The 22,178-nt window shown below is 37.2% G+C and carries 26 protein-coding genes; 7 read left to right on the top strand and 19 right to left on the bottom strand.

The window, feature by feature from the left end; all coding sequences use genetic code 11:
- Positions 1-119: 119 nt before the first annotated feature.
- From rpsN to ACQ76T_RS16200, 15 genes are all read right to left on the bottom strand, one after another.
- Positions 120-389 (bottom strand): 30S ribosomal protein S14, encoded by a 270-nt coding sequence (gene rpsN / locus ACQ76T_RS16270; protein ID WP_002983233.1) that lies wholly within the window; start codon positions 387-389, stop codon positions 120-122.
- A gap of 3 nt (positions 390-392) precedes the next feature.
- Positions 393-944 carry a 50S ribosomal protein L5 gene (gene rplE / locus ACQ76T_RS16265; protein ID WP_045491142.1) on the bottom strand — a complete coding sequence of 184 codons (552 nt, stop codon included), beginning with the start codon at positions 942-944 and terminating at the stop codon, positions 393-395.
- A gap of 11 nt (positions 945-955) precedes the next feature.
- Complete coding sequence (rplX, locus tag ACQ76T_RS16260) at positions 956-1,282, bottom strand: 50S ribosomal protein L24 (protein WP_431344325.1); 327 nt, start codon at positions 1,280-1,282, stop codon at positions 956-958.
- A gap of 21 nt (positions 1,283-1,303) precedes the next feature.
- Complete coding sequence (gene rplN, locus ACQ76T_RS16255; RefSeq protein WP_002983226.1) at positions 1,304-1,672, bottom strand: 50S ribosomal protein L14; 369 nt, start codon at positions 1,670-1,672, stop codon at positions 1,304-1,306.
- Positions 1,673-1,674: 2 nt separating this feature from the next.
- The gene (gene rpsQ, locus ACQ76T_RS16250) at positions 1,675-1,929 is read right to left on the bottom strand and encodes a 30S ribosomal protein S17 (protein WP_027371715.1); all 255 of its coding nucleotides are present in this window, start codon (positions 1,927-1,929) and stop codon (positions 1,675-1,677) included.
- A gap of 12 nt (positions 1,930-1,941) precedes the next feature.
- Complete coding sequence (gene rpmC, locus ACQ76T_RS16245; RefSeq protein WP_027381309.1) at positions 1,942-2,127, bottom strand: 50S ribosomal protein L29; 186 nt, start codon at positions 2,125-2,127, stop codon at positions 1,942-1,944.
- Between the two features lie 12 nt (positions 2,128-2,139).
- Positions 2,140-2,565 carry a 50S ribosomal protein L16 gene (gene rplP / locus ACQ76T_RS16240; RefSeq protein WP_422694575.1) on the bottom strand — a complete coding sequence of 142 codons (426 nt, stop codon included), beginning with the start codon at positions 2,563-2,565 and terminating at the stop codon, positions 2,140-2,142.
- 98 nt (positions 2,566-2,663) lie between these two features.
- A complete protein-coding gene (gene rpsC / locus ACQ76T_RS16235) occupies positions 2,664-3,413 on the bottom strand; it encodes a 30S ribosomal protein S3 (RefSeq protein ID WP_034694675.1) in 750 nt (249 codons plus the stop codon).
- A 7-nt stretch (positions 3,414-3,420) separates the two neighbouring features.
- On the bottom strand, positions 3,421-3,819 hold the full coding sequence (rplV, locus tag ACQ76T_RS16230) for a 50S ribosomal protein L22 (RefSeq protein ID WP_048510874.1): 399 nt from the start codon (positions 3,817-3,819) through the stop codon (positions 3,421-3,423).
- 2 nt (positions 3,820-3,821) lie between these two features.
- The gene (gene rpsS, locus ACQ76T_RS16225; RefSeq protein ID WP_002983209.1) at positions 3,822-4,100 is read right to left on the bottom strand and encodes a 30S ribosomal protein S19; all 279 of its coding nucleotides are present in this window, start codon (positions 4,098-4,100) and stop codon (positions 3,822-3,824) included.
- A 2-nt stretch (positions 4,101-4,102) separates the two neighbouring features.
- Positions 4,103-4,924 (bottom strand): 50S ribosomal protein L2, encoded by an 822-nt coding sequence (gene rplB / locus ACQ76T_RS16220; RefSeq protein WP_431344324.1) that lies wholly within the window; start codon positions 4,922-4,924, stop codon positions 4,103-4,105.
- 22 nt (positions 4,925-4,946) lie between these two features.
- Entirely contained in the window at positions 4,947-5,237 is a 291-nt protein-coding gene (gene rplW / locus ACQ76T_RS16215) for a 50S ribosomal protein L23 (protein WP_027387217.1), read from the bottom strand.
- A 3-nt stretch (positions 5,238-5,240) separates the two neighbouring features.
- Positions 5,241-5,870 carry a 50S ribosomal protein L4 gene (gene rplD, locus ACQ76T_RS16210; RefSeq protein WP_431344323.1) on the bottom strand — a complete coding sequence of 210 codons (630 nt, stop codon included), beginning with the start codon at positions 5,868-5,870 and terminating at the stop codon, positions 5,241-5,243.
- Positions 5,861-6,484, bottom strand: coding sequence for a 50S ribosomal protein L3 (gene rplC / locus ACQ76T_RS16205; protein ID WP_422694573.1), 624 nt, complete (start codon positions 6,482-6,484; stop codon positions 5,861-5,863). Before rplC ends, rplD begins: the two co-directional genes overlap by 10 nt.
- 248 nt (positions 6,485-6,732) lie before the next feature.
- Positions 6,733-7,497, bottom strand: coding sequence for a DeoR/GlpR family DNA-binding transcription regulator (locus tag ACQ76T_RS16200; protein ID WP_431344322.1), 765 nt, complete (start codon positions 7,495-7,497; stop codon positions 6,733-6,735).
- A gap of 116 nt (positions 7,498-7,613) precedes the next feature.
- On the opposite strand from ACQ76T_RS16200, the gene ACQ76T_RS16195 reads away from it, so the two are divergent.
- The 7 genes from ACQ76T_RS16195 (at position 7,614) to ACQ76T_RS16165 (ending at position 16,912) form a co-directional block, all read left to right on the top strand.
- Positions 7,614-9,212: a glycerol-3-phosphate dehydrogenase/oxidase gene (locus ACQ76T_RS16195; protein WP_431344321.1), complete on the top strand. Its 1,599-nt coding sequence runs from the start codon at positions 7,614-7,616 to the stop codon at positions 9,210-9,212.
- Between the two features lie 12 nt (positions 9,213-9,224).
- Positions 9,225-10,721 carry a glycerol kinase GlpK gene (gene glpK, locus ACQ76T_RS16190; RefSeq protein WP_431344320.1) on the top strand — a complete coding sequence of 499 codons (1,497 nt, stop codon included), beginning with the start codon at positions 9,225-9,227 and terminating at the stop codon, positions 10,719-10,721.
- A gap of 24 nt (positions 10,722-10,745) precedes the next feature.
- Positions 10,746-11,477, top strand: a complete 732-nt coding sequence (locus tag ACQ76T_RS16185; protein WP_422694569.1) for an MIP/aquaporin family protein — start codon at positions 10,746-10,748, stop codon at positions 11,475-11,477.
- 8 nt (positions 11,478-11,485) lie between these two features.
- Positions 11,486-12,286: a hypothetical protein gene (locus ACQ76T_RS16180; RefSeq protein ID WP_431344319.1), complete on the top strand. Its 801-nt coding sequence runs from the start codon at positions 11,486-11,488 to the stop codon at positions 12,284-12,286.
- Between the two features lie 138 nt (positions 12,287-12,424).
- Positions 12,425-12,847 (top strand): hypothetical protein, encoded by a 423-nt coding sequence (locus tag ACQ76T_RS16175; RefSeq protein ID WP_431344318.1) that lies wholly within the window; start codon positions 12,425-12,427, stop codon positions 12,845-12,847.
- 250 nt (positions 12,848-13,097) lie between these two features.
- Positions 13,098-14,075, top strand: coding sequence for a hypothetical protein (locus ACQ76T_RS16170; protein ID WP_431344317.1), 978 nt, complete (start codon positions 13,098-13,100; stop codon positions 14,073-14,075).
- 116 nt (positions 14,076-14,191) lie between these two features.
- The gene (locus tag ACQ76T_RS16165) at positions 14,192-16,912 is read left to right on the top strand and encodes a hypothetical protein (protein WP_431344316.1); all 2,721 of its coding nucleotides are present in this window, start codon (positions 14,192-14,194) and stop codon (positions 16,910-16,912) included.
- 58 nt (positions 16,913-16,970) lie between these two features.
- Here the strand turns inward: ACQ76T_RS16165 and ACQ76T_RS16160 are convergent, their stop codons facing one another.
- The 4 genes from ACQ76T_RS16160 to ACQ76T_RS16145 form a co-directional block, all read right to left on the bottom strand.
- Positions 16,971-17,462: a low affinity iron permease family protein gene (locus ACQ76T_RS16160; RefSeq protein WP_431344315.1), complete on the bottom strand. Its 492-nt coding sequence runs from the start codon at positions 17,460-17,462 to the stop codon at positions 16,971-16,973.
- A gap of 138 nt (positions 17,463-17,600) precedes the next feature.
- Complete coding sequence (locus tag ACQ76T_RS16155; protein ID WP_431344314.1) at positions 17,601-18,797, bottom strand: PepSY-associated TM helix domain-containing protein; 1,197 nt, start codon at positions 18,795-18,797, stop codon at positions 17,601-17,603.
- A gap of 79 nt (positions 18,798-18,876) precedes the next feature.
- The gene (locus ACQ76T_RS16150; protein WP_431344313.1) at positions 18,877-19,494 is read right to left on the bottom strand and encodes a hypothetical protein; all 618 of its coding nucleotides are present in this window, start codon (positions 19,492-19,494) and stop codon (positions 18,877-18,879) included.
- An 18-nt stretch (positions 19,495-19,512) separates the two neighbouring features.
- On the bottom strand, positions 19,513-21,681 hold the full coding sequence (locus tag ACQ76T_RS16145; protein ID WP_431344312.1) for a TonB-dependent siderophore receptor: 2,169 nt from the start codon (positions 21,679-21,681) through the stop codon (positions 19,513-19,515).
- Positions 21,682-22,178: the final 497 nt, after the last annotated feature.

The raw sequence follows: 22,178 nt of genomic DNA, 5'->3' as shown, positions 1-22,178 counted from the left end.
ACAATCAGTATTGAAAAGACTTGAAGAGAAAAATATCAGACGTCAGAAATCTTCGGTCTGATATTATTATTCTTTAGTATCTCGACAACTTAATTGTCCCGATTTTTAATTAGTAATTATTACCAACTAGCTTTTCTTACACCTGGGATAAGACCGTTGTTAGCCATTTCTCTGAAAGTTACTCTGGAAATACCAAACGTTCTCATGTATCCTCTTGGTCTACCTGTTAGTTTACATCTATTGTGTAATCTTACAGGAGAAGCATTTTTAGGCAATTTTTGAAGTCCTTCGTAATCACCAGCTTCTTTAAGAGCTTGTCTTTTAGCAGCGTATTTAGCAACTAGTGCTTCTCTTTTGCGCTCACGCGCTTTCATTGATTCTTTAGCCATTTCTTAGTTCTTTTTAAATGGTAAACCGAAGTGAGTTAATAATGCTTTAGCTTCTTTATCTGTTTTCGCAGTTGTAACGAAAGTGATGTCCATCCCCTGGATTTTTTTCACTTTGTCAATCACGATTTCAGGGAAGATAATTTGCTCAGTAATACCTAAGTTGTAGTTACCTCTACCATCGAAACCATCTGCTTTGATACCAGAGAAATCTCTGATACGCGGTAAAGCAGAAGAAGTAAGTCTGTCTAAGAACTCATACATTCTGTGAGCTCTTAATGTTACTTTTGCACCTACAGGCATACCTTTTCTTAGTTTGAAAGCGGCTTCATCTTTCTTAGAGATTGTACCTACTGCTTTCTGACCTGTGATGTTTGTAAGTTCTTCTACAGCATAATCGATAATTTTCTTATCAGCAGTAGCGTCTCCTAAACCTTGTGATACAACGATTTTCTCTAATCTAGGTACTTGCATGATTGACTTGTACCCGAATTCTTCCATCATTGCAGGAACAATTGTCTCTTTGTATATTTTTTTGGGTCTTGCTATAAATTCCATGTTAATTCAAATTATAAAGTTTCACCCGTTTTTTTGTTGATTCTTACTTTCTTATCTCCTTCGATTTTGTAACCGATTTTGATTGCTTTTCCGTCTTTATCAACTAAAGCTACGTTTGAGATATGAATAGAAGCTTCTCTTTCAACGATTCCTCCTTGAGGATTTGAAGCTGAAGGCTTAACGTGCTTTTTGATGATGTTAAGTCCTGCAACAATTACTCTTGGGTCTCTACCTTCTTTCTTGATCACTTCAATAACTTCACCAGTCTTACCTTTGATATCTTTCTTACCAGTAGTAATGATTACGTTATCTCCTCTTTTTATTTTTAACTTTGACATTTCTTTAAAAAATTTTAAAAATTAAAGTACTTCAGGAGCTAATGAAATGATTTTCATATATTCTTTGTCTCTCAACTCACGAGCAACCGGTCCGAAAACACGTGTTCCTCTCATTTCTCCTGCTGCGTTTAGTAATACACAAGCATTGTCGTCGAATTTGATGTATGAACCATCTTTTCTTCTTACTGCTTTTTTAGTTCTTACTACTACAGCTTTAGATACCTGACCTTTTTTAGCGTTTCCTGATGGTGTAGAATCTTTGATCGTAACAACGATTTTATCACCAACTGAAGCATATCTTCTTCTGGTTCCTCCCAGAACTCTAATAACTAGTACTTCTTTAGCACCTGTGTTATCAGCAACTTTTAATCTTGATTCTGTTTGTAACATTATTACTTAGCTTTTTCAATGATTCTTACTAATCTCCATCTCTTGCTCTTGCTCAAAGGTCTAGTTTCTTGGATAAGAACTGTATCACCTTCTGTGCATTCGTTGTTCTCGTCGTGTGCAGTATATTTTTTCGTTTTTAGAACGAATTTACCGTACATCGGGTGCTTTACTCTTGTAGTTTCACTAACAACAATAGTTTTTTCCATTTTATTGCTGGAAACCACTCCGATTCTTTCTTTTCTTAAATTTCTATCCATTGTAAAATGAAATTATTGTTTGTTAGTTAACTCAGTATTTAGTCTTGCGATTGTTTTTCTCAAATCTCTGATTTGAATCGGGTTTTCAATTGGACTGATTGCGTGAGCTAATTTCAATTTAGAATATTGAGCTTTTGCTTCAGTTAATTGAGCTTGAATATCACCCGCGCTTAAATTTTTAATATCAGCTTTTTTCATTGTATTCAAAGATTATAGAGGTTTAACAAAATCGTTAGCAACTACAAATTTAGTAACTACCGGTAATTTCTGTGCAGCAAGTCTTAAAGCTTCCTTAGCGATTTCGTAAGGTACTCCTCCGATTTCGAACATAATTTTACCTGGTTTTACTACAGCTACCCAATATTCAACAGCACCTTTACCTTTACCCATACGTACTTCCGCAGGTTTTTTAGTAATTGGCTTATCTGGGAAGATTTTGATCCATAGTTGACCTTCTCTCTTCATATATCTTGTCGCAGCGATACGCGCAGCTTCAATCTGTCTTGCAGTGATCCAAGCTCCTTCCGTTGCTTTGATCCCAAAAGTTCCGTAAGCAAGTTGACTACCTCTTTGGGCATTCCCCTTCATCTTCATCTTGTGAACTCTACGGAATTTGGTTCTTTTTGGTTGTAACATAATTTCTAAATTTTAGATTTTAGATTTTAGATTTTAGATTTTTTTTAATTTTAAAAAAGTAACGGTAATTTAAAATTCAAAATTTCTAATCTAAAATTTTAATTATTATTGTTATTGTTGTTGTTTTTTCTAGGTCTTCTGTTGTCTCTGTCTCCTCCTCTGTTTCCTCTGTCTGACTGACCTCCTTTTTTCTGTTGTCCCACTAGTGGAGAAAGTTCTCTTTTACCGTACACTTCCCCTTTCATGATCCAAACTTTTACTCCTAATCTACCGTAAGTAGTGTGAGCTTCTGCCCAGTGGTAATCGATATCAGCTCTGAAAGTTGACAATGGAATTCTTCCTTCTTTGAAAGATTCTGATCTTGCCATTTCAGCTCCGTTCAATCTACCAGAGATTTGAACTTTGATACCTTCAGCACCCATTCTCATAGTACTTGCCATTGCCATTTTAACAGCTCTTCTGTAAGAAATTCTGTTTTCAATTTGCTTAGAAATACTATCAGCAACTAGTACAGCATCTAATTCAGGTCTTTTGATTTCGAAAATATTGATTTGAATATCCTTACCTGTAAGTTTCTTCAATTCTTCTTTCAATTTATCAACTTCCTGACCTCCTTTACCGATGATAAGTCCCGGTCTAGCAGTAGTGATTGTAACTGTTACTAATTTAAGTGTTCTTTCAATATAAATTTTGGAAATACCACCTTTAGATAATCTAGCCTCAAGGTATCTTCTGATTTTGTAGTCTTCAGCGATTCTGTCTCCATAATCGTTTCCACCAAACCAGTTAGAATCCCATCCTCTGATGATACCTAATCTATTACCAATTGGATTTGTCTTCTGTCCCATACCTTGATTAATTTTCTTTATTACCTAAGATTAATGTAACGTGGTTAGATCTTTTTCTGATTCTATACCCTCTACCTTGTGGAGCTGGTCTTAGTCTCTTCAATTGTCTTGCGCTATCCACGAAGATTTCTTTAACGATAAGGTTTGCTTCTTCAATATCAGCACCTTCGTTTTTAGTCTGCCAGTTTGCCATAGCAGAAAGAAGTAATTTCTCTAATTTGTTAGAGGCTTCTTTTTTAGAATATTTTAGGATATAAAGAGCTTTATCTACCTGCTCTCCTCTAATGATATCAGCAACTAATCTCATTTTTCTTGGAGATGATGGGCAGTCATTTAATGAAGCTTTTACAACGTCTTTGTTAGCTTCTTTTCTTGCGATTGAACTATCTTGTTTTCTTGATCCCATGATTATCTGCTTCCTTTGTTTTTGTTACCACCATGACCTCTGAAAGATCTTGTTGGAGAGAATTCGCCTAACTTGTGACCAACCATGTTTTCTGTAACATATACAGGGATAAAAGATTTCCCATTGTGTACAGCAATAGTTTGTCCTACGAAGTCCGGAGAGATCATAGATGCTCTAGACCAAGTTTTGATAACTGTCTTCTTACCAGACTCTATATTTGCCTGAACCTTCTTATCTAAAGTATGATGAATGAACGGTCCTTTCTTAAGTGATCTTGCCATAATTATTTTCTTTTAGATACGATGTAACGGTTAGACACTTTGTTTTTCTTTCTAGTTTTGTAACCTTTAGACGGCATACCGTTTCTAGATCTTGGGTGACCTCCAGAAGAACGTCCTTCACCACCACCCATTGGGTGATCTACTGGGTTCATTACAACCGCTCTTGTTCTTGGTCTTCTACCTAACCATCTGCTTCTACCAGCCTTACCTGATACAGTTAATTGGTGATCTGAGTTAGAAACTGATCCAATCATTGCCATACATTCAGTAAGGATCATTCTTGATTCTCCTGAAGGTAACTTGATGATTGCATATTTTCCGTCTCTAGAAGTTAATTGAGCTGAAGAACCAGCACTTCTTGCTAAAATCGCACCTTGACCAGGCTTCATTTCAACACAAGAAATAACAGTACCTAAAGGAATGTTTTTCAACTTCATTGCGTTCCCTACATTTGGCTCTACACTTTCACCAGAAATTACTTTCTGATCAACTTTGATACCGTTTGGAGCGATGATATATCTCTTCTCTCCATCTGCGTACTCTAATAAAGCGATAAATGCAGTTCTGTTTGGATCGTATTCTACAGTTTTTACAGTGGCTTCAACGTTTGCTTTGTTTCTTTTGAAGTCAATAATTCTGTATTTCTTTTTGTGTCCACCTCCGGTGTAACGCATGGTCATTTTACCTGTTTGGTTACGTCCACCTGACTTTTTAATACCAACTGTTAGAGACTTCTCTGGTTTGTTGGTAGTAATTTCCTCAAAATTGTTTACAATTCTGAATCTCTGTCCCGGGGTGATAGGTTTTAATTTTCTAACAGACATTACTATTATTTATAATTAATAATTAATTTACAGCAAAAATATCGATAACCTCACCTTCAGCAAGTTTGATTACCGCTTTTTTCAATTTGTTTGTCTTTCCTACTTGAAGACCTTTTTTAGTGTACTTTGAAGAAACCTTCGGAGCATAAATCATTGTGTTAACGTCTGCTACTTTTACACCGTAAGCTGCTTCAACAGCTTTTTTAATCTGGATTTTATTCGCCTTAGGATTAACTAAGAAAGAATAAGAACCTCTTAAATCTGTAAGGTAATTAGCCTTTTCTGAAATAACTGGTTTAATGATAACTGACATGACTTATTTCTTTAAATTTTCCTGGAATTTTTCAACTGCACCTTCTAAGAAAATAATCTCCCCTGCGTTTACTAAATCGTAAGAACTGATCTCGTTGAAGTTCATTACTTTAGTTTTAGGTAAGTTTCTTGAAGATAAATACACATTCTTGTTAGCTTCAGGAAGAACGAATAAAGATTTTTTACCGTTAAGTTCCAATGCATTTAATACATTGATGAAATCTTTAGTCTTAGGAGCATCAAAGCTCAAATCTTCTAAAACTTTAATGCTGTTGTCTCTCATTTTCTGAGATAAAACAGATTTCTTAGCTAATCTCTTAAGAGCTTTGTTCAATTTGAATCTGTAGTCTCTTGGTTTTGGTCCGAATACTCTACCTCCACCTCTGAAAGTTGGAGATTTGATATCACCATATCTAGCAGATCCAGATCCTTTTTGCTTCTTAAGCTTTTTAGTAGAAGCAGTAATCTCGCTTCTTTCTTTTGCTTTATGAGTCCCTTGTCTTTGTGCAGCAAGGTACTGTTTAACTTCTAAGTAAACCGCGTGCTGATTTGGCTCAATTCCGAATACTGTTTCGTCTAGAGTTACTTTTCTTCCGGTCTCTTTTCCTGATGTATTTAATACTACTAGTTCCATTTTCTGATAATTACATAAGAATTTTTAGCTCCCGGAACAGCACCTTTTACTACTAAAAGATTTTGTTCTTGATCAACTTTTAACACTTGAAGGTTTTGAACAGTTACCTGCTTACCTCCCATTCTTCCAGCCATTCTCATCCCTTTGAATACTCTTGAAGGGTCAGATCCAGCACCGATAGAACCTGGAGCTCTAAGTCTGTTGTGCTGACCATGAGTTGCCTGCATTACACCTCCAAATCCGTGTCTTTTAACAACACCCTGGAAGCCTTTACCTTTTGAAGTTCCTGTTACGTCAACATATTCACCTTCGATGAATAGATCAACTTTTACTTCTTCTCCTACTTTAGCTTCTGAGAATCCATCATGGAATTCTACTAATTTAGCTTTAGGAGCAGAACCAGCCTTTTTAAAATGGCCAGCTAACGCTTTACCAACGTTCTTCTCACTCTTGTCATCGAAACCTAACTGCACAGCTACATAGCCATCGTTTTCTAAGGTTCTGACCTGTAAAATCGAGCACGGACCAGCTTGAATAACTGTACAAGGAATGTTTTTTCCTTCTTCGTTAAACAAAGACGTCATACCGATTTTTTTACCAATAATACCTGACATTGTTTATATTATAATAAAATTTATCCTTTATTTTTCCCATTTTTCGGAAGTCTGAAGTAATTTCTAATTCTGATATAGGCATACTACGCTCCTAAAATGAGTGTGCAAATTTATGAATATTTTTATAACTGACAAATATTTCAGCTAAAATATTTTGATTTTTAATCAATTAGATGATTTTGAAAAAATTCAAAACAAATTTCACAATGATTTATTTTGAATTTTAAAAAGAAATTAAGATGAAGGACTTATTTTGTAATGACATTCACTCCTATTTCTTCAAGATTTATCCTGTCTTCTTCGGAAATACCTTCATCTGTAATCAGATAATCCACCTGATCCAATAAAGCAATCTTACCGAAACCTTTCTTGTTCAGCTTGGAAGAATCAGCAAGAATTACGGTTTTGTCCGCACAATCCATCATCACCTGGTTAAGATGTGCTTCTGCAGCATTAGAAGTACTGATCCCAAATTCCAGATCAATACCATCCACTCCCAGGAATGCTTTATTACATGAAAACTGTTTAAGAATTCCTTCCGAGATAGACCCTACAATAGAAGTGGAACTTTTTCTCACTTCACCACCCAACTGAATGATATTAATATTAGGATTGCTACAAAGCTCAATGGCAACTCTTAATGAAGAAGTCAACACCGTAAGCGGACCAAAATTCACCAGCATCCTGGCAAGATAATGCATCGTTGTACCGGAAGCCAATATAATACAGTCATTTTCGCGGATCAACTGAAGAGCCGCCTTCGCAATAGCCTGCTTAGCTTCTACATTAATATTCTCTTTCTCTCCTACATTTTTCTCATAAGCATATCTTACCTGCTTACTTGCACCTCCATGATTACGAAAAAGAAGACCGAGACTTTCGAGATAGTTCAAATCCTTTCGGATCGTAACCGAAGAAACATTCAATTTTTCGCACAGATCCTGAACAAGAACATTTCCCTTTTCATCAAGCTCTTTCAATATTTCGTCATGCCTTGGTATCAGCTTTTCCATTTTATTCGTTTCCTCAAAATTACCGCTTTTTTTTCAGATGTTAAAATTTCATTTATTTTCTTTTTACTTTCATTTTAAATTATTACATTTGAAAACGAAACATAAACGAAACATTTATGAAACGAAACGAAGAACTCAGTAAATTAACCAATGTAAAAGAATGGGACTTTATTGTCATAGGAGGAGGAGCCAGTGGTTTAGGTTCGGCACTAGACGCAGTAAGCAGAGGATTCAAAACTTTACTTCTTGAATCTCATGACTTTGCGAAAGCAACATCCAGCAGAAGTACCAAATTGGTACATGGTGGAGTAAGATATCTTGCACAAGGAGATGTAGGATTGGTAAAAGAAGCATTAAAAGAAAGAGGGCTTCTGGCAAAAAATGCAGCACATATTGTAAAAAATCAGTCTTTCATTATTCCGAATTATACCTGGTGGGGAGGAATCTATTATAAAATAGGTTTATCTATTTATGATTTCCTGGCAGGAAAACTAAGTTTGGGTAAAACAAAATACATCAGCAAGTCGAAAACTGTTGAAAAGCTTCCTACTATTGAACAGAAAGGCTTAGCAAGCGGCGTTGTGTATCAGGATGGACAATTTGACGATTCCAGACTGGCCATCAACCTTACACAAACTATCATAGAAAAAGGAGGAACCGCTGTTAATTACGTAAAAGTAATCAACCTTATAAAGGACAGCTCAGACAAAGTAATTGGGGTAGTCGCAGAAGATCAGTTCTCGAAACAGCAGTATAAGATTCACGCAAAAGTGGTCATCAATGCAACCGGCGTATTTACCAATGATATCCTGAATATGAATAACCCAAAACATGGTAAATTGGTTGTACCAAGCCAGGGAATTCACTTAGTCCTGGATAAATCCTTCCTGAAAAGCGACGATGCCATCATGATTCCGAAAACCTCGGATGGCAGAGTTCTCTTTGTTGTTCCATGGCATGACCGTGCGTTGGTAGGAACTACAGACACTCTATTAAAGGATGAAAGTTTCGAACCTCGTGCTTTAGAAGAAGAGATAAGCTTTGTTTTAAATACAGCAAGACAATATTTAGCAAAAAAACCAACCCGCGAAGATGTAAAATCAGTTTTTGCAGGATTGCGACCTCTTGCGGCTCCAAAAGACGGCGGCAAAAGCACCAAAGAAGTTTCCCGAAGCCATAAAGTAATTACCTCAGAAACAGGACTGGTTTCCATCATCGGAGGAAAATGGACCACTTATCGTAAAATGGCAGAAGACACAGTAAACGAAGCCATGAAAGTTCACAGATTGGGAAATACACCTTCCAAAACAGAACACCTTTCTATTCATGGAAATGTACGACCCGAACAGGTAGACAGAACCAATCATCTGTACGTCTACGGAGCGGACATTCCCGCTATAAAAGCCTTACAGCAAAGCAATCCCCGCTACGCTCAGAAAATCCATCCGGATCACGACTTTACTGTAGCCGAAATAGTTTGGGCAGTAAGAAACGAAATGGCAGAAACCATTGAAGACATCTTAGCAAGAAGAGTACGTCTTTTATTCTTAGACGCAAGAGCCGCAATAGACAGCGCTCATAACGTAGCAAGAATTATCGCAGAAGAAAAAGGATATACTGAAGAATGGGCACAGCAACAGGAAAATGAATTTATCGATTTAGCAAAAGGATATCTATTGACACCTTATTCACCTAAAGTAATCAACCTAAATTAGTCGTTTTTTATTATGAATGAAAAGTTAATCCTCGCTTTAGACCAGGGAACTACTTCCTCCAGAGCGATTCTATTCAACCACAGCGGAGAAATAAAATATGTATCTCAGAAAGACTTCAGACAAATATTCCCTACCCCGGGTTGGGTAGAACATGATCCGAACGAAATCTGGTCTTCACAAATCTCCGTAGCCGCAGAAATTATAGCCAAAGCAGGGATCTCCGGACTGGAAGTAGCTGCCATTGGGATTACCAACCAACGTGAGACTACAATTGTATGGGACAAAGAAACCGGTGAACCCATTTACAACGCCATTGTATGGCAGGACCGAAGAACCTCTAAATATTGTGATGAACTTAAAGAACAAGGGCACGCTGAAACCATCCAGAAAAAAACAGGACTTGTACTTGACGCTTACTTCTCTGCAACCAAACTTAAATGGATTCTTGACACAGTAGAAGGAGCAAGAGAAAGAGCAGAGGCAGGAGAACTTTGTTTCGGAACGGTTGATACTTGGCTTGTATGGAAGCTTACCAGAGGTAAAATGTTTATTACGGATGTATCCAATGCCAGCAGAACAATGCTTTTAAATATTCATACGCTGGAGTGGGATCAGGATTTATTAGAGTTATTTAATATTCCTAAAGCTATCCTTCCGGAAGTTAAACAGAGTAGTGAAATTTACGGAGAAACTGCAACGACCTTATTTTCAACTAAAATTCCGATTGCGGGAATTGCCGGAGACCAACAGGCCGCATTATTCGGTCAGATGTGTACCACTCCGGGAATGGTAAAAAATACCTATGGAACAGGATGTTTCTTATTAATGAATACAGGAAAAGAAGCAGTATCTTCTAAAAACAACCTTCTTACAACAGTAGCCTGGAAAATCAATGGAGAAGTCAATTATGCGCTAGAAGGAAGTGTATTCGTTGGAGGAGCAGCCATTCAATGGCTAAGAGACGGGCTTAAACTCATTCACTCTTCTGATGAAGTCAACAAACTTGCGGCTTCCGTAAAAGATAATGGCGGCGTTTATTTTGTACCTGCTCTTACAGGACTTGGAGCTCCATACTGGGACCAATACGCGAGAGGAACCATTGTTGGAATTACCCGCGGAACAACCGACGGACATATCGCAAGAGCCACCTTGGAAGGAATCGCATTTCAGGTTTATGATATTGTGAAAGCAATGGAAGCAGATTCAGGAAGAGAAAGTCTGGAACTGAGAGTAGACGGAGGAGCTTCTGCAAGCGACCTGCTTATGCAGATACAATCCGACCTATTCGGGTTTAAAATAACACGTCCCAAAACCTTAGAAACCACAGCGCTTGGAGCCGCCTACCTGGCAGGACTTGCTGTGGGATACTGGAAAAGTATAGATGAGATACAGTCTCAATGGATTGTTGACAAAGATTTCCACCCACAGCTAGACAGACAACAGGTGGATAAAATGACTCATTTCTGGAAAAAAGCCATAAAAAGCGCTCAAAGCTGGATCGAAGATTAATTCCTTCACTTTAAAAATACATATATGACTCCATTTATTGCAGAAGTAATCGGAACGATGCTTCTTATATTGTTGGGCAATGGCGTTGTGGCCAACGTTGTCTTAAAAGGTACGAAAGGGAATAATTCCGGATGGATTGTGATTACAACCGCCTGGGCATTAGCCGTATTTGTTGGAGTAACCATAGCAGGACCTGTAAGCGGGGCACACTTAAACCCTGCCGTTACCATAGGCCTTGCGGTTGCAGGAAAATTCTCATGGGATTTGGTTCCGTCATATATCGCCGCTCAAATGATCGGGGGAATGTTGGGAGCATTTCTTGTATGGCTTTTTCATAAAGATCATTTTGCGATTACAGAAGATGAAGGAGCAAAACTGGCCTGTTTCAGTACGACGCCAGCCATCAGAAAAACATCTTCCAATCTCATCAGTGAAATTATAGGAACATTTGTGCTGGTATTCTGCGTTTTTTATTTCGCAGATCCCAGTATTTCTCTACACGCAGATCCCACAGCGAAAGTAGGACTGGGTTCTATAGGAGCCATTCCGGTAACATTCGTTGTATGGGCAATAGGATTGTCATTGGGTGGAACCACAGGATACGCAATAAATCCTGCCAGAGATCTTGCCCCAAGAATTATGCATGCAATTCTTCCTATCAAAGGTAGTAGTGATTGGGGATACGCTTGGATTCCGATAGTAGGCCCTCTTACAGGAGCCATTATCGCAGCTGTTTTATATGGATTTTTAAAATAAGGCACACGATGAAAAGAATCTTACAAGGAATATGTATTCTTGCTTTAGGCACAGGAAAATTATTTTCTCAGGAAAATGCTGAACCTAAGGAAGGCAGACTTGATTTCACTGCCAATATTCAGAACAATCACATATGGAGAGGATTGATCATTACAGATAAACCTGTTGTTATGGGAAATCTATCCTACGCTCTGGATGCAGAAAAAAAATGGAAAGTCGGAATCTGGGGAGCATCAGCTCTTGCGGATGACAAAGACAACACCCATTATAAAGAGATCAACTATTATATCCAGTATTCTGACGGGCGTCTTTATATAGGGTTATGGGATCTTTACAATTCCAGAAATATCAATACTGCTGTGGCGGCTGACGATATTTTCAGTTATTCACAAAGAAGAACAGCCCATATTATAGATCTTAGAACCAATTATACCTTCGGACCTTCTTTCCCAATTAATATTGAGGCAGACATTATGCTGTACGGAGGAGCCAACGCCGGAGAGGTTATCCTGGAGCCCGACGGAAGCTACAAAAAGAACAGGTACTCTACCTATGTACAGGCAAGCTATCCTGTCATCAAAGGAGAAAAAGTCAACCTTGATGCCTTCGTAGGAGCTGGATTTGCGCTGAACAACAATACCTTTCTTTATGGAAATGGTAAAAATAGTTTCGACATCGTGAATGTAGGCCTTAAAGCAGGAAAAACACTTAAGATCACCGATCATTACAGTCTTCCTGTTTATATGATGGCCATGTGGAATCCTTCCAATAAGTTTGCAAGAATTCAACTGGCAGCTACCGTTTTTTAATCTGACTTTAACTCAATTATAAAAGGCCACTTCTTCCAGTAGTGGTTTTGTTTTATGGGAAACCAACCTAATACGCAATAACCGGGTTTTTACGGAGGCTGTTTTCCTGAAATATATTTACTTTTGAAAAAAAGATTTATGAAAAAGGGTTTCAGCTTAATGATCTTGTGTATCAGTATTTTTTCTCTGGCTCAGGAGATTAAAGTTCCTTTTACAGGACACAGAAGTTTCGATATTCTGGAAGGATATAGTGGTACCGGAACTCCTCACTATTATCTTGATGTAAAAAAGAGTGGCGATGTTCATTTCGGATATGTTCAGGTGAATCAGGCCAGCGGAAAAGAAACTACAGAAGAGGTAAATGCTGGGAAATATGCTCCCGATAAAGTGATTAAAGTTGTTTTCAAAAAGTTTAAAGAAACATTTTTCGTGAAATTCGACAAAGAAAAAATTTACCTTACCGACGAAAAAGGAAATATCCAAAACCTTGAAGGCTGCTGCTCATCCAGGGAAAGTGCCGACAAAGACATCTGCAAATGCGAAAGCGATCTTTATAAGTAGTAAAATTAGTATATAGAGAGAGCCACTCCATCTGGGGGTGGCTTTCTTGTTATGGGGAACCACCCCGTCAAACTGTAAATTTGTTGCCTTTTCAATGAGGAATCACTGAACTTACAAACTTTATACATTTGTGTGGATCTGACAAGCACACAATCACCGGGTTTTTACGGTTTATATTCTGCTTAAATATCTTTATTTTTGAAATAATTATAGCTGAACCCAATAGCGGTTGCAAGAGTGATTTATACCAATGAAAAATTATAAAATTTTATTACTATTTCTTCTTTTCCTTATGGTGTCGTGCAACAGGAAAGAAAATCATCCTTATACGTTTTATTACTGGAAAACCCAATTAAAGCTTGACGCTGAAGAGAAGAAAGCATTAGACGAAGCAACAGTTCCTTATTTATACACAAGATTTTTTGATGTAGACAAAGAAGCTGGAGAATTTCAGCCGGTTGCCGTCATTACAAAAAATAAGAACTTTATAACGGATAAAAAGATTGTTCCTACTGTTTTCATAACAAACAAAACGTTACTTGGAATCTCAGGAGAAGAAATTAAATTTCTGGCTGAAAGCATCCATCATTTGGTTGAAAAAAAGTCGGAAGAACTTCATTTAAAAATCAATAACGAAATTCAGATCGATTGCGACTGGACTGCCGGTACGCGGGATGATTATTTTAAATTTTTAAAAGAACTGAAAAAAGTTTCCGGTAAAGAAATCACCTGTACATTAAGGCTTCATCAGGTAAAGGATAAGAAACAAACAGGAATTCCTCCTGTGGAAAAAGTATATCTGATGTGCTACTCCACCTCTTCCCCTTTAGAGAAATCTGATAAAAATTCTATTCTGGATGTTTCCATTTTAAAAAGTTATCTTTCAAAAATCGGTGACTATCCCATAAAGAAAATTGAAGTGGCGCTGCCTATTTATTCCTGGGGAATTGTCACTAATCATTTGGAAAAACACAAACTGATTAATGCATTATCCCAAAAAGATCTTAACCATCCGGATTTCAAAAAAATTTCAGAAAATGAAGTGGAAGTTCAAAAAGATGGATTTTACTTCGGAAGCTATTTAAGCAAAGGGTTTACCATCAAAATTGAAGAAATATCTCAAGATCAGCTTGAAGATGTGATCCGCTTTCTTGAGAAAAAAATCCCGAATTTTAATATCATTTATTATCAATTAGATAGTAAATTTGTAGGAGATCGAAAATTTTAAACCTCTTGCAAATAATGACAGCCGACAAAATGTTATCACATCAGAATCTGCTGGCAACGGTATTTCAGACATTTTAATAATAAACGATTACATAAAAAACCAAAACACTACACCCTATGAAAAAGTATATTCTTTCGCTTGCGGTGGTATCACTTTTCTACACGAAATCTGACGCCTGTGCGTGGTCAGACCCAGACTATGAATACTTTAATCTTTTTACACAAAGTATCATAAAAGACAAGTCTTATCTTCCCTTCCTTCTTAATTATTCCGCAAGGTTCTACAGTGAATACAATCCCGCCCTGATTCCTGATGATAATCTTGAAACCTGGAAAAGATTCTTCAACAATCAGCTTAGCCATACTGATGCTCAGAATCTGGTTTATAAGATGAGTATGGCTGACCTTAATGCTTTAAAGAGCGGTAAACCTACCAATCCTCTTTTACAAAAACTGGGCACCGGGTTTTATCAAAAGTATCATGAGGCGATTGATTATCTAATTGAGGCTAAATACCTGGAGCCTTATATGAGCATCAATTATATAGAAAGTGACAATTCTTTCTACTATGACAGAGATGCCAACAGAAAAAATGCGACCAGCCTTGATTATAATAAAACCATAGCTGCTTTAAATTCTTTATACAATGCGGCAAAGAATCCTGAAATCAAACAGCGTTACGGATATCAGCTGGTGCGATTCAATCACTATACAAGAAATTATGATTCGGCAGTTAAAGCTTTCAAAACATATATAGAACCTGTTAAATTGAAAGGTTCGGTTTACTTTATGGCTCTGGATCAGCTGGCGGGTGCTCAAAGAGGTCTCGATATGAACAGTGATGCCAACTGGAATTTCTTTCAGGTATTCATGAATAGAAGAGACCGTAAAGAGTCTGCTTTTGTTTCTATGAAACTTTCGGATACTGCTTCTTTCAGCAATATCATGAAAAGAGCAGGAACCAATGAAGAGAAGAATATGGCTTATTTCCTTCTTGGTTATGAAGATTTCAACAATCCGATCTCCATCATGGAAAAGATGTATGACATCAACCCTGACTCTGAGATTTTGAAAGTAATGGCAGTACGAAGCATCAATGAACTTGAAAGAAACTATCTTCCTACTTATTATTACGCTTCTGACGCTGCTCAGAAATCGTCTGTAAAAAAAGATGATAATACGGCTTCGAAAGATTCTTCTGCAGGGCAAGCTTCTACCGAAGTAAAGGAAGAAAAGCTTTCTTTCTGGCAAAAAATCGTAAGGTTTTTCAAAAATCTTTTTGGCGGTTCCAAATCAGACAAAACGGCGGATGGAAAAAAATCTGACCAAAGTGATGATGACCTGTTCAGCAATCCGGACAGAATTCCGTTCTATAACAGAACCGCGTATTATTATGATGAAAATACAAAAGACTATCTGGACGATCTTGAAAAATTTACTGAAAAAACAAAAGAAAAATCTAAGGATGAATACTGGCAGATTGCCAATGCCTATCTGAAGTTTTTAAAGAAAGACTATAAAGGAAGTTCTGAAATTCTGAACGATATTAAAACAACCAATCCTGAATATCTGGAAGAGATCAAAAGAATGAAAGTTCTGAATGATATTGTCTCTCAACCTAAAATTGATGCCGATTACGAAGATCATTTGATGAAGGACTACGCAGAATATTTTGTAGAGAAAGTAGTAAAAAAAGACACCGCGAATACGAATGATTACGATGATTATGGTCAAGCGCCGTCTACTGCTGATTTCCTGAAGGATGTTATTGCAAACCGCTACTTCCTTCAAGGAGAAGACGGAAAATCTTTCCTGATGAACAATAAGCTTTCCGACCTTCAATATAATCCGAACTCCAGTTTGGTAAAAAGTGTTGAAGAGTTCTACAGAAAACCGAACAAAACCCAGTTTGAGCAACAGATCATTGCTAAAAACATGGATAGCGTAGGCAATATCGATGCTTTCTTCAACAATATATATGGTGACAGAGCTATGAGACTTGCCGATTTTGAAAAAGCCAAGTCATATTACGAAAAAGCGAAAAGCTTCAATGGAATCCCTAGAGTGAACTATGAATGGACGGAAAAGGACGGACAGAAAATTACTCAAAAGCAATACACCGCTTCTGAATATGATGGTTTCAAAAATATTCCAAGTCTGGTATTCGGACATAATGTTTGGGAAAGTTTCCAAAGCGCAGAAAATGAAAGCATGAAAGCCGAGGATTATTCTAATTTCCCTTTCATTAAAAACAATATGGATAAACTGGATCTTGCCAATACTCTTATTCAGCTTAAAAAAATAGGAAACGGAACTGATGAAAAAGCAGCGAAGGCCAATCAGCTGATCGGGAATTTACTGTATAACACTTCCATTCTAGGATATTACCGACAACTGTTTGTGATGGATATTGATAACAGTAATGGTGGAAAATATGATTTCTGGAACACCGACAAAAAGAATCCTTATAAGTACTATTATAAAAATTTCCTGGATAGATCTTATATTGAACCCGATAATTTTGATCTTTCCATTGGGTATTATCAAAAAGCCCTCAAGCTATCCAACAACAAAGAAGAGAAAGCAAGAATCCTCTTCCAGATGGCGAGCGCGGAACAGGGAAAATACTATCAGTATGAAGCCAAAGCTCCGAAAGATTTCGATTATTCTGATCCTAAGTGGTCTGAGAAAGAAGATGCCCGCCAAAAAGAGATGGACAATCTTAGAAATCAGAAATACAGAACCTATTTTGCTCAGCTAAAGGCACAGTATTCTGATACACAAACAACCAAAGATCTAATGGGGAGCTGTAGTTATTTCAGCTATTTTATGAGATAATTTTTATATAACAAAACCTCTGAGAGATCGGAGGTTTTTATTTTTTCATTATGTCTATTTATTTCTTTTGCTGTTGTTTTTGCAACCATTCTTCATGCTTTTTTTTGAAGAATTCATGTTTGTAATCCTGATTTCGCTGGGCAGCATCTATGGAATGAGAAGTGTGGATATCGGCATCTTCTTTGGCAAACTTAGCAAGGTTTTCATAGTAATGATGAAGCTGGTCTAGCTCTGCTTCTGTAAGGTCTTCAATATCCACAATTCTGTTACTGGCTTTTTCATGGGCGGCAATAAGTTCATTCAGTTTGATCTGAATTGCTTTGGAGTCTTTGTTTTGTGCCTTCTGAATAAGAAATACCATCAGAAAGGTAATGATTGTGGTTCCGGTATTGATGACAAGCTGCCAGGTTTCCGAATAATCAAAAAAAGGTCCTGAAACGGCCCACACCACTACCACGAGAACCGCCCCGCCAAAAGCATAGGCACTTCCTGTAAATTTGACAGCCCAGTTTGAAAATTTTTCAAAAAAATTATTTTTACTCCGACTCATAGCTAAGTTCTTTGTTATAATAAATGTATAAAATTAACCTGAACTGAACTAATAGAATCTTAAGATTAAAATTGAATCTGCAACACACAAGATCGTCATCTTATTCCAATGTACTTTTGAGATATTCTCGTCCCTACTCTATTTCATTTTCCTGAACCTGTGCCACCAGATCAGAAATCCTGTAATGGGCAAGGAACAACCAATAAGCGATATGATAAAGTAGAAAATAATACTTGGCAATCCCATAATTTCTCCCGTATGTAAAGGTTTTGCCAAAGCAGTAAACTGTTTGTTGAGAGGTTTATCTGAAAATACTTCTTTGGTCTTAAACACACCCGTTTTATCAAAAGTAACTTCATCGGGAAGCATCATTCCCAAAAGATTTTGAGTATTGGTTTTAATAACAACATATCGGGGATTATCTTTATTAGGCAGTTCAATACTGGTAACGGCGGAATAAGGCAAGTGCTCATCTGCAAGCTTTAAAATCTTATCAATAGATGCGGCTGTTGAATTTTTAAGATTTTTCTTTTCATCCTGCTTCTGGAGCATATCTTCCAAAAGTCCTCCGAAAGCATCATCACCGTTCTCTTTTTCTTTTGAAATTTGATCTATTGAAGATCCTCCGAGACTGATAATAAGAGCGTTTTTCACCCATGGATAGGTAATATACAGCCCCGTAACCGCAATAAAGAAAAGCATGAGAAAAGTATAAAAACCAAGGGTATTATGAAGGTCATGATTGACGCGTTGAAATTTCGCTTTCCACATAACAGTAAGTCCCTGTTTCAAAAACTTCAGCTTTTTGGGAAGCCAAAGAACAAAGCCAGAGATCAGCAATATGCAAAACATCAGTACCGATGCTCCGACAATTTGTCGTCCTGCATTTCCCATCATCAGGTTTCGGTGAAGATCGAGAACGATTTCAAAAAAACGGTTTGACCCAACTTCCGGCTGGCCGAGGATCTGCCCTGAGTACTGGTTATAGTAAACACTTTTATCCAACTGACGTTCCCGATATCCCAATACATAACTTCTGCTTTTCTCTACGGGAATAAGCAGCGAGGTAAGTTCTTTATTCTGCTGTAATAATTCAGATTGAATCTGATCGGGATTTTTGACCGTAGCAGATGACGGAGTAATATACACTTTATCTCTGTTGTTGAAATCCGTGATCTGGTTTTTAAAGGCATATAAACAACCCGTAACGCACATGATGAAGACGATGATACTTGATAAAAGCCCAAGCCAAAGATGCATGATCCACATCACATATTTGAGCAGGGTTTCGTTTTTTCTTCTTTTTCTGTAAAGGCTTCTCAACAGATTTCTCATACGTGTTATATAGCAAAAACATTAAGATCTTTTACGATCTTAATGTTCTTTAAATTAAAATTAATATGAATGTTTATAATTATTTTCTTCCTTTGAACTGAACATCTTTTACAATTTCTTCGAATTTTGTATAATGTTCCGGTGCCAGAGCTTTCTGAATAGCAGCTTTTCTCTGAGCATCAAATTTTTCCCAGTATTCTTTTGCTAAATCATTATTTCCGTGGTATACATCATGAGCATCATTGAATGCTTTTTCAAAGGCATCATTGGCAGCATTCACTACTTTGAATTCATCTTCTGAAAGCTGAGCTTCTGCCTTTATTCTTTCCAGTAATGCATTGTCATATCTTGGTCTTTTTCTTGAATTTTCATCAACAAATTTGTTGAATTTTTCCATTTGAGGACCATCCAGAACTTTTGCCATTTCAATAGACTGCTGGGCTCTCAGTTCTTCGTTTTTGATTCCCAATGCAACGCGGTCCATATTACCACCCTGTGCTTTCGCGGCCTGGAAATTCTGTTCCTGAAGATCCTGATATTTTTTGGTAATCTCATCAAAACTTTTGGTTTGATCAGGAGTAAGCTGAACTTCCGTTTTAAACTGGTTGTAATCTATTCCTTTCTTTTTATCTCCGGAACATGAGATGATAACCGCTCCAAGAGCAAATGCTAAGATGAATCCTTTTATGTTTTTCATAATACATGATTTTGTTGGTTAGAATTTATAGTTTACCTGTACGGCAAAGTTTCTTGGCTGGATCTGATCAATATATCCTCCTCTGAAGTAAGAGTTATATCCTACGGAATCAAAGATATTGTTAAAGAATCCTCTTAACCCTACTCCATTCTTGAAAGTATATCCTATCTGAGCATCTACCGTTGTATAATCCGGCATATTGAAAGGTCTTTCATCCGGCTGTGTTCCGTTAACGTGTCCATTATCTATTACAGTCTTCTGTTTGTAGTCATCTACCGGTCTTGTTCCTACATAGTAGATTCCTGCTCCAATATCGAATCCTTGAAGAACTCCGGTATTAAATTTATAATTCAACCATGCATTGGCAGAGTTTTTAGGGGTGTTGATTGGCGCTGAACCATTCACAAAGGAAGGACTGTCCTGATACTGCGCATCTACATAAGCCCAACCCGTCATTACCTGAAGGTTTGGAAGGATCTTACCAATTAATTCAATCTCCATTCCTTTTCTTTTCAGTTCTCCGGCTAAAGCGTATTTCCCTGTTCCCTGTCCGTTATTTCCAACAAGTTCATAAGAAAGGTTATCGGTATTAATACTGAAGAAAGTAACGTTAAATCTTAATCTCTCATTAAGCCAGTCTGATTTGATTCCAGCTTCCCACTGTTTGGTTGTAGAAGCTCCCACAGTTCCTCCGGATGCCAATGGGTTATTAGAACTTCTTAAAGCAGTAGTACTTGTATAAGATCCGAAAATATTCATGTTTTCAATAGGTGAAATCATAATTCCCAATGATGGATTCCATGCAAAGTCTCTTTCCTTATCAGAACCAATCAATCTACTGTAACGAAGTCCTAAGTGTGCTTTAAAATACTTATTGAAAGTAATAACATCCTGCGCCATTAATCCCATGGTAGGAGCTACGGCATTCACGGCACTTGCTGTGGATAAATCTATGTTCTTACCGACAGGAAGAATATTGTTGATGTCATTCAAAACATTGATCTGATCAACATCTACAGCTTTATATGAAGTTGTTGTTACATTAGACTCTTTCCAGTCGAAACCTACCTGGAATGTATGCTTCATAAATCCAGTCATTACATCAGATCCCATGAAGTCGAATTGAAATACTTTATTTAAATCTTCTCTATCGGATCTCGTTAATGTTCTGTTACGGAATTCTGTTGGGTTATCTCTCTTTAAAGGGGCCAGTGCTGCACCTACTATTTCAGATTGATATGAAGAACTCATAAAGGCAGCTCTCAACTTTAGTTTTTCCGTAAGTTTTCTGGTAGCTGTTGTTGAGAAATTGAAGGTTTCAATTTTCGCATTGTCTGTTGAAAAACCTAGGAATTTTCTTCCCGGCATATTATAGATTGCTTCAACATCACCTTTTGCCAGGTTTACTGTTCCTCTATCTGGAGTAGTATTGTTATGCATATAATCCATCTCCACAACAATTTCAGTTTTATCATCCGGACGAATAGCAATGGATGGATTTACATAAATACGGTCTGTATTCACAAATCTTCTGAAGCTGTTATTGCTCTGATAAGCTCCGTTTACTCTGATGGCAATTTTCCCCTGCGAATCTAAAACTCTCTGGAAATCTACAGTAGGTCTGTAAAAATCCCAGCTCCCGTATCTGAATCCTACATTGGTCTGATTGATAAATTTAGGAACTTTGGTCACCACATTGATCACTCCACCTGCAGATCCAAGCCCATCTCCAATACCTTGGGTAACGGCTGCAGAACCTTTAATCACCTGGATGCTTTCTACTCCCTGCATATCGGTAAGCATTGCTCCGGTACGGAAGTCAGAATCCATCTGAACTCCGTTTTTCAAAACAGGAACTCCTCTGTACCCTCTGATAGACATACTTTCTCTTATACCACCATAACTACCAAACTGAGTAACTCCCGGAACGTTTTTCGCAACGTCGGTTACTGTTAATCCTCCCAAATCCTCAATTACTTTGTAAGAAATTACTGAGATACTCTGGATCTGGTCTCTGGGTTTCAATGGCAGTCTTGTAATGGCTTCAAGACCTTCCGGCTGTTTCTTTCTTTCACCGAATAATTCCACTTCATCAATTTTTTTGTGCTTAATTGAGTCGTTTGTTTTCTGTGCGTTTGCAAGAACCCCACCTAATAACAGCAGAGAAAAGGATACTACTTTATTCATCTGATAATTTTTTGCAAAATTATTATTTTTATTAATTCTAAATAAATAATATAAGGTGACATATCTCACCTTATGTAGAACTATAATATCAGATTAAAAAGAGATCCCTGGATATGATTAAAGAAAATAATAATAATGTAAAGATCGTTATGGTAAAAGAACCAAAAGTGTTTTATGGGATTAAGATTAAAAACACAAAAAAAGCAGTTACTGAGACCTCCTTTTCTATTAATATCTAATCAATTTGGTAAGATCATTAGGATTGTTTGTTTTCTTCAAAAATTCTTGTACTCCTTGAGTGAGGCCTTTGAACTGCTCAATATAAGTAACTTTCGTTCCCAGCCTCGAGTACGAATACCATTCACTGTGAAACGCGGAATTTGTATGGACCTCCAGAAATACTGCTCTCCTTCGTCAACCAGGCAGTCAAATCCCTTTCCTCAAAATCAGGGGTCGCTTTTTGCAGTGTATATCCAAAGATTTCATATTTCCAGAAT

This window comes from Chryseobacterium sp. JK1, assembly GCF_050632815.1.
In the GTDB taxonomy this organism is placed as follows: Bacteria; Bacteroidota; Bacteroidia; order Flavobacteriales; family Weeksellaceae; genus Chryseobacterium.
This window is presented reverse-complemented; position numbering and strand designations above follow the sequence as displayed.

Coding starts and splice junctions, on each gene's coding strand:
- rpsN (WP_002983233.1), bottom strand. CDS start 389: ATGGCTAAAGAATCAATGAAAGCGCGTGAGCGCAAAAGAGAAGCACTA.
- ACQ76T_RS16155 (WP_431344314.1), bottom strand. CDS start 18,797: ATGAGAAATCTGTTGAGAAGCCTTTACAGAAAAAGAAGAAAAAACGAA.
- ACQ76T_RS16185 (WP_422694569.1), top strand. CDS start 10,746: ATGACTCCATTTATTGCAGAAGTAATCGGAACGATGCTTCTTATATTG.
- ACQ76T_RS16175 (WP_431344318.1), top strand. CDS start 12,425: ATGAAAAAGGGTTTCAGCTTAATGATCTTGTGTATCAGTATTTTTTCT.
- rpsQ (WP_027371715.1), bottom strand. CDS start 1,929: ATGGATAGAAATTTAAGAAAAGAAAGAATCGGAGTGGTTTCCAGCAAT.
- rplV (WP_048510874.1), bottom strand. CDS start 3,819: ATGGGATCAAGAAAACAAGATAGTTCAATCGCAAGAAAAGAAGCTAAC.
- ACQ76T_RS16145 (WP_431344312.1), bottom strand. CDS start 21,681: ATGAATAAAGTAGTATCCTTTTCTCTGCTGTTATTAGGTGGGGTTCTT.
- ACQ76T_RS16180 (WP_431344319.1), top strand. CDS start 11,486: ATGAAAAGAATCTTACAAGGAATATGTATTCTTGCTTTAGGCACAGGA.
- ACQ76T_RS16195 (WP_431344321.1), top strand. CDS start 7,614: ATGAAACGAAACGAAGAACTCAGTAAATTAACCAATGTAAAAGAATGG.
- rplW (WP_027387217.1), bottom strand. CDS start 5,237: ATGTCAGTTATCATTAAACCAGTTATTTCAGAAAAGGCTAATTACCTT.
- rplE (WP_045491142.1), bottom strand. CDS start 944: ATGGAATTTATAGCAAGACCCAAAAAAATATACAAAGAGACAATTGTT.
- ACQ76T_RS16200 (WP_431344322.1), bottom strand. CDS start 7,497: ATGGAAAAGCTGATACCAAGGCATGACGAAATATTGAAAGAGCTTGAT.
- rplB (WP_431344324.1), bottom strand. CDS start 4,924: ATGTCTGTTAGAAAATTAAAACCTATCACCCCGGGACAGAGATTCAGA.
- ACQ76T_RS16150 (WP_431344313.1), bottom strand. CDS start 19,494: ATGAAAAACATAAAAGGATTCATCTTAGCATTTGCTCTTGGAGCGGTT.
- rplN (WP_002983226.1), bottom strand. CDS start 1,672: ATGTTACAAACAGAATCAAGATTAAAAGTTGCTGATAACACAGGTGCT.
- ACQ76T_RS16170 (WP_431344317.1), top strand. CDS start 13,098: ATGAAAAATTATAAAATTTTATTACTATTTCTTCTTTTCCTTATGGTG.
- rpsC (WP_034694675.1), bottom strand. CDS start 3,413: ATGGGACAGAAGACAAATCCAATTGGTAATAGATTAGGTATCATCAGA.
- glpK (WP_431344320.1), top strand. CDS start 9,225: ATGAATGAAAAGTTAATCCTCGCTTTAGACCAGGGAACTACTTCCTCC.
- rpmC (WP_027381309.1), bottom strand. CDS start 2,127: ATGAAAAAAGCTGATATTAAAAATTTAAGCGCGGGTGATATTCAAGCT.
- rpsS (WP_002983209.1), bottom strand. CDS start 4,100: ATGGCAAGATCACTTAAGAAAGGACCGTTCATTCATCATACTTTAGAT.
- ACQ76T_RS16160 (WP_431344315.1), bottom strand. CDS start 17,462: ATGAGTCGGAGTAAAAATAATTTTTTTGAAAAATTTTCAAACTGGGCT.
- rplC (WP_422694573.1), bottom strand. CDS start 6,484: ATGTCAGGTATTATTGGTAAAAAAATCGGTATGACGTCTTTGTTTAAC.
- ACQ76T_RS16165 (WP_431344316.1), top strand. CDS start 14,192: ATGAAAAAGTATATTCTTTCGCTTGCGGTGGTATCACTTTTCTACACG.
- rplD (WP_431344323.1), bottom strand. CDS start 5,870: ATGGAACTAGTAGTATTAAATACATCAGGAAAAGAGACCGGAAGAAAA.
- rplP (WP_422694575.1), bottom strand. CDS start 2,565: ATGTTACAACCAAAAAGAACCAAATTCCGTAGAGTTCACAAGATGAAG.
- rplX (WP_431344325.1), bottom strand. CDS start 1,282: ATGTCAAAGTTAAAAATAAAAAGAGGAGATAACGTAATCATTACTACT.